Origin of the sequence: Streptomyces sp. NPDC058662 (assembly GCF_042716255.1) — a bacterium.
Taxonomy (GTDB): domain Bacteria; phylum Actinomycetota; class Actinomycetes; order Streptomycetales; family Streptomycetaceae; genus Streptomyces.
On sequence record NZ_JBHXRU010000171.1, the window covers coordinates 1 to 7,614 of the forward strand.

8 protein-coding genes are annotated in these 7,614 nt (G+C 72.4%); 5 read left to right on the forward strand and 3 right to left on the reverse strand.

From position 1 onward, the window contains the following. On the forward strand, positions 1-1,714 hold a 1,714-nt coding region (locus ACFWUQ_RS30625; protein ID WP_384544525.1), incomplete at its 5' end, for a galactose oxidase-like domain-containing protein. A gap of 3 nt (positions 1,715-1,717) precedes the next feature. Here the strand turns inward: ACFWUQ_RS30625 and ACFWUQ_RS30630 are convergent. Together ACFWUQ_RS30630 and ACFWUQ_RS30635 are read right to left on the reverse strand one after the other, a co-directional pair. Then, on the reverse strand, positions 1,718-2,341 hold the full coding sequence (locus ACFWUQ_RS30630; protein WP_384544527.1) for a HutD family protein: 624 nt from the start codon (positions 2,339-2,341) through the stop codon (positions 1,718-1,720). After that, positions 2,338-2,787 carry a MarR family winged helix-turn-helix transcriptional regulator gene (locus ACFWUQ_RS30635; protein ID WP_384544529.1) on the reverse strand — a complete coding sequence of 150 codons (450 nt, stop codon included), beginning with the start codon at positions 2,785-2,787 and terminating at the stop codon, positions 2,338-2,340. The genes ACFWUQ_RS30630 and ACFWUQ_RS30635 overlap by 4 nt, the downstream gene beginning before the upstream one ends. 132 nt (positions 2,788-2,919) lie before the next feature. Between ACFWUQ_RS30635 and ACFWUQ_RS30640 the strand changes: the two genes are divergently transcribed. Together ACFWUQ_RS30640 and ACFWUQ_RS30645 are read left to right on the forward strand one after the other, a co-directional pair. Further along, positions 2,920-4,455, forward strand: a complete 1,536-nt coding sequence (locus ACFWUQ_RS30640; RefSeq protein ID WP_384544531.1) for an MFS transporter — start codon at positions 2,920-2,922, stop codon at positions 4,453-4,455. Between the two features lie 75 nt (positions 4,456-4,530). Further along, positions 4,531-5,040 (forward strand): DinB family protein, encoded by a 510-nt coding sequence (locus ACFWUQ_RS30645; RefSeq protein WP_384544533.1) that lies wholly within the window; start codon positions 4,531-4,533, stop codon positions 5,038-5,040. Positions 5,041-5,121: 81 nt separating this feature from the next. Here the strand turns inward: ACFWUQ_RS30645 and ACFWUQ_RS30650 are convergent, their stop codons facing one another. Next, positions 5,122-6,483 (reverse strand): FAD-dependent oxidoreductase, encoded by a 1,362-nt coding sequence (locus tag ACFWUQ_RS30650; RefSeq protein ID WP_384544535.1) that lies wholly within the window; start codon positions 6,481-6,483, stop codon positions 5,122-5,124. Between the two features lie 280 nt (positions 6,484-6,763). On the opposite strand from ACFWUQ_RS30650, the gene ACFWUQ_RS30655 reads away from it, so the two are divergent. Beyond that, a complete protein-coding gene (locus ACFWUQ_RS30655) occupies positions 6,764-6,955 on the forward strand; it encodes a DUF5302 domain-containing protein (protein WP_384544537.1) in 192 nt (63 codons plus the stop codon). A 179-nt stretch (positions 6,956-7,134) separates the two neighbouring features. After that, positions 7,135-7,548, forward strand: a complete 414-nt coding sequence (locus ACFWUQ_RS30660; RefSeq protein ID WP_384544539.1) for a rodlin — start codon at positions 7,135-7,137, stop codon at positions 7,546-7,548. The last annotated feature ends 66 nt before the right edge of the window (positions 7,549-7,614 follow it).

The following is a 7,614-nucleotide window of genomic DNA, read 5'->3' on the forward strand; positions in this document are numbered from 1 at the left end:
GGCCGGGGCGGCGACCGTCGCCGGGGAGGCCGCCGTCCTCGGCGAGGAGCACGCCCGCGCCCACGCGCGGCTGCGGCAGGCGGCGCGGGGCGCGAAGGGCTACCCGCAGGCGTCCCGCACGGCCGGCCTCGCCTCGCTGCGGGATTCCCAGCACCGGGCCAACAGCCGGTTCCGCGCAGCGGAGGCGGGCCGCTTCGCGCAGTTCTTCCCGTCGCCGGACTTCGGTGTCCACGTGGCCCAGCTGCCGACGGGCAAGGTGCTGCTGTTCTCCTTCGAGCGGGTGGAGAACGACCCCACCAAGGAGACCGGTCCCACGAACACGGTCGGCCGCGCCAACGCGGGACGCGCCTTCCTCTGGGACCCGGCCCTCGGCACCGGGGCGGGCGCCTTCAAGAAGGTGCCGCCGCCGGTCGTGCTGATGCCCGACGGCACCTACGCGCCGCGTCCGGCTCCGTTCTTCTGCGCCGGGCACTCGTTCCTGCCCAACGGGATGGTCGCGGTCTTCGGCGGAAACGTCGGCGGGAAGGGCGGCAGCGGCGCCAAGCTGTCCTTCGTCTTCGACCCGTGGACCGAGACCTGGTACCGCAACCGCGACATGTCCGTCGGCCGCTGGTACCCCTCGGTCGTGACCGCCGCGGACGGCCGCCAGATCATCATGTCCGGGCAGTCGGAGCGCGGGACGGGCACTCCCACGCCGGTGGTGGAGCGGTTCCCCGCGCTGCGCACCCCCGTTCCCTGGCGCCCGTACGACATCCCGGTGGACGTCCCGTCGGAGCGGCTGCGCTCCGAGGCGCCGTTCCGCAACGACTACCCGCACCTCTTCTCGCTGCGGGACGGGATGATCTACGGCCTGGGCCGCGACGCCGACCAGCAGTGGCGGTTCGACCCGGTGAAGGATGTACGGACCGACCTGCCGCGGCGGCCCGCGGACTTCCGGGGCTACGGCTCGGCGGTCCCCCTGCCGGCCGGCTTCCGCGGCCCGGACTCCGTGCTGGTGCTCGGCGGTGACCCGCGCGACCGCAACACGTACCTGCTGAAGGACGGCCGCTGGGACGCCGCGGAGCCGAGGGCCTTCGGCCGCACCCAGGACGCCACCCTGATCCTGCCGGACGCCACCCTGCTCACCGTCAACGGCGCCCTGGACACGCGGGACTACGGGCACGGCCCCTTCAACCCGAAGGCCGACTTGAAGTACCGCCAGACCGAGCTGCGGGACGCGCGCGGCCAGTGGCGGCTCGGGCCCGTGCAGCGGCTGCCGCGCGGCTACCACTCCAACGCCCTGGTCATGCCGGACGGCCGGGTCATGGTCACCGGGGACGAGCTGCAGCAGATCGCCAACGACCCCGACATCCGGGACGCCATGGACGGCAGCATCGAGCTCTACGAGCCCGCCTACCTGCACCGCGGAAGCCGTCCGGCGCTCGACCGGGCACCGGCGCACGAACTCGGCTACGACACGGAGTTCCAGGTGACCAGCTCGACTCCGGGAGACGTCCGGCGCGCCGTACTGCTGGCGCCGACGACCGTCACCCACTCGGTCAACACCAGCCAGCGCCACCTGGAACTCAGGTCCACCGGCATCCGCGGCACCGCGGTCGGGCTGCGGACCCCGCCGGACGCGGCCGCCGCCCCGCCCGGGTACTACATGCTCTTCCTGCTCGACGCCGAGAACGTGCCCAGCACGGCGGAGTGGGTGAAACTGGGCGTCCGCTGACACTCAGCGGCGCGCCTCCCCGGCTCCTCGGCCGCCGGGGCCCACCGGGGTGAACCGGACCACGGCCGCGCACCCGTCGGTACGGACGGTCCTCTCGTACGGGCCGTCCGCCAGCAGCGCGTCGTACGGGTCCAGCCCGACGTCTGGCGCCCCGCCCGCTCCTTCGAGTACGGCCGGCCCGCGCAGTGCGACCACGAGCAGCGTCTCGCCGGGCGGGACAGCGAGTCCGAGGGCGCCCCGGACGACGGCGGTCCGCGCCCGGACGCTCCCCCGGCGGAACATCACGTTGAAGTTCACGACAGGGCCGTCCAGGAGCCGGCATCCGGTCGGCGCGTCGCCGGCAAAGTCCTGCGGGGCGTAGCGCTCGTCGACGAGGTGGCGGGCGCCCGCCACCGTGAGGTCCATGCCGGCCCCCTCGGCGAGGGTGAGCGTGCGGTCCACGTCGGGGAACGCGGAGAACGGGCCGTCGGCGCGGACGTCGGCGAGGCTCACCCGCCAGGCGAAGTCCCCCGTACCGGCCCCTTCGGGCCTGACCGCGATCTCCCGTGTGACGCCGGCGCCGTTCTTCCAGAGGGTGTCGGTTCGGTCGGCCGCGCGCAGGACACGGATGGCGCCGGGACGCGTCATGGGCGGCGGGCGTCCTTCTCCATGGTCGGGCGCAGGCGTTCCAGCAGGGCGTAGAGGGTCGCGCTCTCGGCCTCGTCGAGCGTGTCGAGCGCTCCGTGGGTCGCCTGCATCTCCTCGCGGACGCGGCGGATCACCTCGCGCCCGGCGTCCGTGGCGACGACGTTCTTGACCCGGCGGTCGGCGGGGTCGGGCTCGCGGCGGACCAGATCGCGGGCTTCGAGCCGGTCGACGATGCCGGTGACGTTCGACGCGTCGCAGACCAGCAGGACGGCGAGCGCGCGCATCGGCATCGGGCCGTCGAGCTGTGCGAGGACCTTCGCCTGGGTCGAGGTGAGGCCGTGGCGGGAGGCCGCCGACGCGAAATCGCGCCATTGGGCGGTGCCGATGGCGGCCAGCAGTTCCAGCAGCTGGAGCTTGGCCGGGGCGGCCGGGGCGGTGTCGCTCATACCGGAAGCCTACGCCCGATGCTTCATATTATCAATTGTTTACTTGACTACCTTAACTATCGGCCTCTACGGTCGGCGGGTTAGTTGATGACATCAAACATCTGCGTCTGAAGCACTGAGAAGGTCCCTCCCATGAGCACCCCCTCCGCCGCCCCGGCCGCCCCCGGGCACCGGAACGAGACGGTCGTCATCCTGGCCCTGAGCCTCGCCGCGATGGTCGTGTCGATGATGCAGACCCTCCCCGTCCCGATCCTCGGCCTGATCCGCGACGATCTCGGCGTCTCCACCGCGAGCGCGAGCTGGGTGACCACCGCCACGCTGCTGTCGGCGGCGGTCTTCACCCCGCTCCTCGGCCGGTTCGGGGACCAGCACGGCAAGAAGCGGACCCTGGTGGCCGTGCTCGGCGTCATGGTCGCGGGCTCGGTCGTCGCCGCGCTGGCCTCCTCACTGCCCCTGCTGATCCTGGGCCGGGTGCTCCAGGGCGCCGCCACCGCGATCTTCCCGCTGGCCCTCTCGGTGCTGCGCGAGGAGGTCCGTCCGCAGAAGCTGCCGGGCGCGATGGCCCTGGTCAGCGGCACGCTGGCGTTCGGCAGCGGTCTCGCCCTCGTGGCCACCGGGCTGCTCACCTCCGGGACCGGCGCCGACTACCGCGACGCCTTCTGGATGGCGACCGGTTTCGCGGTCCTCGCCCTGCTCGCGGTCCTCGCCCTGGTCCCGGCGACGCGGCACCGGACCGGCGGCCGGACGGACTTCCTCGGCGCGCTGACCCTCGGCCTCACGCTCCTGCTCCTGCTGTTGCCGATCTCGCAGGGCCACGCCTGGGGTTGGGGCTCCGCGCGGACCCTCGGCAGCTTCGCCGGCGCCGCGGTCATGGCCGCCGTCTGGGTGCGGACCGAGCTCACGGTCCGCGACCCGCTCGTCGACATGCGGATGTTCGTCCACCGACCGGTCCTGATGGCCAACCTGGCCGGCCTCCTCGTCGGCTTCGGCATGTTCGCCAACTTCCTGGGCGTCTCCTACCTCGTCCAGATGCCCCACGCGCTCACGGGCTACGGCTTCGACGCGTCGATCCTGCGCGCGTCGGTTCAGTTCCTGCTGCCCGGCGCCGTCGTCTCGCTGCTCGCCTCCCCGGTGGGCGGCCGGCTGGTGCGCCGGCGGGGGCCGCGCGCGGCGCTCGGACTGGCCGCCGCGCTCGGAGCCGTGGGATTCGGCTGGCTCGCGCTGGACCACCAGCACAGCGCCTCCGTGATCGGCGCCGGACTGGTCGTCGGGGCGGCCGTCAGCTTCGGCTACGCGGCGATGCCCGCCGTCATCATGTCCAGCGTCCCGCACCACCAGAGCGGTATCGCCAACGGGATCAACTCGATCTCCCGCTCGACCGGCAGTGCGATCGGCAGCGCTGTCGTCACCACCATCCTGGCCTCCCGCACCGTCGAGCACCTGCCCGCGGGCGTCCCCGCGCTGCCCGCCGAGTCCGGGTTCACACTCACCTTCGCGATCGGGGCCGCCGCCTTCGCCCTGGTCGCGGTCATCAGCCGGTTCGGGCTGCGGGCCCCGCGCCCCGACGCGGGAGCCGCCCGTACGGCCCCCGCCCCCGCGGCGGTCGCGGCCACGGGCGCCGAGACCGCCGGTACGGTCGCGGCAGCCGCCGGAGCGCAGGTGCGCTGACACCACCGCTCCTTGCGGCCCGCGCGTGCGTGTCGTTCACGCCGGTCGGGGCGGGGAGCCTTGCATGGTGGTGGCATGAAGGCTACGGACGTCATCGCCGACGGGTTCGGCCGCATCCACGAGATCGTGCACGAGGCGGTCGAGGGCCTCGCACCGGAGCTGCTGGACACGCGCGTCGACCCCGGGGCGAACTCGATCACCTGGCTCGTCTGGCACCTGGCCCGGGTCCAGGACGACCATGTGGCGGACGCGGCCGAGCTGGACCAGGTCTGGCAGGCCCAGGGCTGGGCGGACCGGTTCGCGCTGCCCCTGCCCGCCGGGTCGACGGGCTACGGCCACACCGCGCGCCAGGCCGGTACGGTCCGGGTGGACTCGGGCGAGCTCCTGCTCGGGTACTTCGACGCCGTCCACGAGCAGACCCTGCGGTTCGTGCGCGGCCTCGCCGCCGCCGATCTGGAACGCGTGGTCGACGAAGGCTGGGACCCCCCGGTCACCCTGGGAGCGCGCCTGGTGAGCGTGCTGTCCGACGACCTGCAGCACGCCGGCCAAGCGGCCTTCGTACGGGGCCTGCTGGAGCGCGCCTGACCGTACGGGCGGTGGCGGACGCGGACGGCCGGGAGCGCCGGAGGGCCCCGCCGGATGCGGCGGGGCCCTCCGGCGTCGTGCCTACGCCCCGCTCGCGTCGAGCATGTCCTCGCGCTCGACGATCTTCACGCGCGCGCGGCCCTGGGGCTCGCCCAGCGCCTTCTCGGCGGCGTCCAGCTTGTACCAGCCCTCCCACGTCGTGTAGCGGACGGACCGCTCGGCGAGGAAGGACTCGACGGCCTCGGGCGCGGGCGCGGCCGGCTCGGCCAGGCGGCCCTCCGCGTGGTCGGCCAGCAGGTTGGCCACGGTCTCGTTCGCGTCGCCCTTGGTGTGGCCGATGAGGCCGACCGGGCCGCGCCGGATCCACCCCGTGACGTACGTCGACGGCAGGTGGCCGCCGGCCTCGATCACGCGGCCCCCCTCGTCCGGGACCGTGCCGGACTCGACGTCCCAGGGCAGCTTGGGCAGCTCGTCGGAGAGGTAGCCCACGGCCCGGTAGACGGACTGGACGTCCCAGTCGGTGAACCGGCCGGTGCCCTTGACGTTGCCGGTGCCGTCGAGCTCGGTGCGCTCGGTGCGCAGACCGACGACCTTGCCGTCCTCGCCGAGCACCTCGGTGGGCGACTCGAAGAAGTGCAGGAACAGCTTGTGCGGCCGGTCCCCGATGTCCCGGATCGCCCAGTTCTCCAGGGTCTTGGCCACCATGTCCGCCTGCTTGTTGGCGCGCCGGGTGGCGATCGAGCCCTCGTCGTAGTCGATGTCCTCGGGGTTGACGATGACCTCGATGGTGGGCGAGTGGTCCAGCTCGCGGAGCTCCATGGGGCTGAACTTGGCCTGGGCCGGTCCCCGGCGGCCGAAGACGTGCACCTCCAGCGCCTTGTTGGCCTTCAGGCCGTCGTAGACGTTCGCCGGGATCTCGGTCGGCAGCAGCTCGTCGGCCGTCTTGGCGAGGATGCGCGCGACGTCGAGGGCGACGTTGCCGACGCCGAGCACGGCGACCTTCTCCGCCTCCAGGGGCCAGGTGCGCGGGACGTCCGGGTGGCCGTCGTACCAGGAGACGAAGTCCGCGGCGCCGTAGGAGCCGTCCAGGTCGACGCCGGGGATGGTCAGCGAGCGGTCCGCGGTGGCCCCGGTGGAGAAGATCACGGCGTCGTAGAACGAGTGCAGCTCGTCGAGGCCTATGTCGTTCGGGTAGTCGACGTTGCCGAAGAGGCGGACCTGCGGCTTGTCGAGCACCTGGTGCAGCGCGGTGATGATGCCCTTGATCCGGGGGTGGTCGGGAGCGACGCCGTACCGGATCAGGCCGAAGGGGGCGGGCATCCGCTCGAAGAGGTCGATGGACACCCCGGGCTCCACGGCGGCCTCGGACTTCAGGAGCGCGTCGGCAGCGTAGATCCCGGCGGGGCCGGCACCGACGATTGCTACCCGCAGGGGGCGAGGCATGGCAGGGTTCCCTTCGACAGCAAGCTGGATCAAGGAGAACCCTAAACTAAGGCAATCCTAACCCGGCACCCGGTCTCGTCTTATGACCCCATAACCAAAACTTATGACCTTCCCAAGGCTTCCTTGGGGATCGTGGCGGGCCGCCTCCCGATCCGGTCGCCCCGGCCGCTGCCCACCGCGGCCGCGGCCCCGGGCTCCGGTGCCGCCCCTGGCGAACTCGCTGGTCAGCGGACACGCCAGCTGACAGACTGAAACGGCTTGATCCACCCCAGGAGGACAAATGACAGACGAAGCAGACACCCCGCAGGACGAATCCCCGGCCGACGCCGCCAAGCGCAAGTTCCGCGAGGCGCTGGAGCGCAACGCCGCGAACGCCCAGTCGCAGGAGGCGCACCAGAGCCGGGCCAAGGTGCAGGGATCCAGCAGCGGCCCCGGCGGCAAGAACAAGAAGGTCCGCCGCAAGACCGGCTGACCTCGCGGAGGAGGGGCCGGTCTCGCCGCCTCGGCGGCGGGACAGCCCCCTGTGCGTCGCGTCCTTCGTTGGGCCACCCGGGTGAGTGGGGATAACCCCGGGCTCTCGCATCAGTTGATCAGCTCGTCCCGCCGGGGGCAGCTCTCTCTTGCGACAGTCCGACAGAAGGATTCCCCATCATGCTCAAGAAGTTCATGGCCACCGCAGCGGTCACCGCCTCCGTGCTCGGCGCGGGCGCCGCGGCAGCCGCCCCGGCGATGGCGATCGGCAACGACAACGGCGTCAACACCGTCAACGGCAACGGCTCCGCCCAGGTCTACGGCAACCAGGAGACCCGCGGGGCGATGAGCCCGCAGCTGAGCGCGGTCCAGGGCTCTCTCAACAAGCTCTGCATCGGCCTGCCGGCCAAGGTCAACGCCCAGTCGCTGGTCGCGATCATCGCGAACATCGGTGTCCAGGACGTCAACGTCCTCGCCAACCCGCAGAACCAGCAGTGCGCCGAGAACTCCACCCAGGCCAAGGGTGACGACTCCGCCTCGCACATCCTGGAGAACATCCCGGTCCTCTCGGGGAACCTCTCCAGCGGTAGCTGACCCTCCGCCTTCTCCGCGGCGGCGCGGCACCGCGTGGGGCCCGCGGGGGGGGTTTTTGTGTTTAAC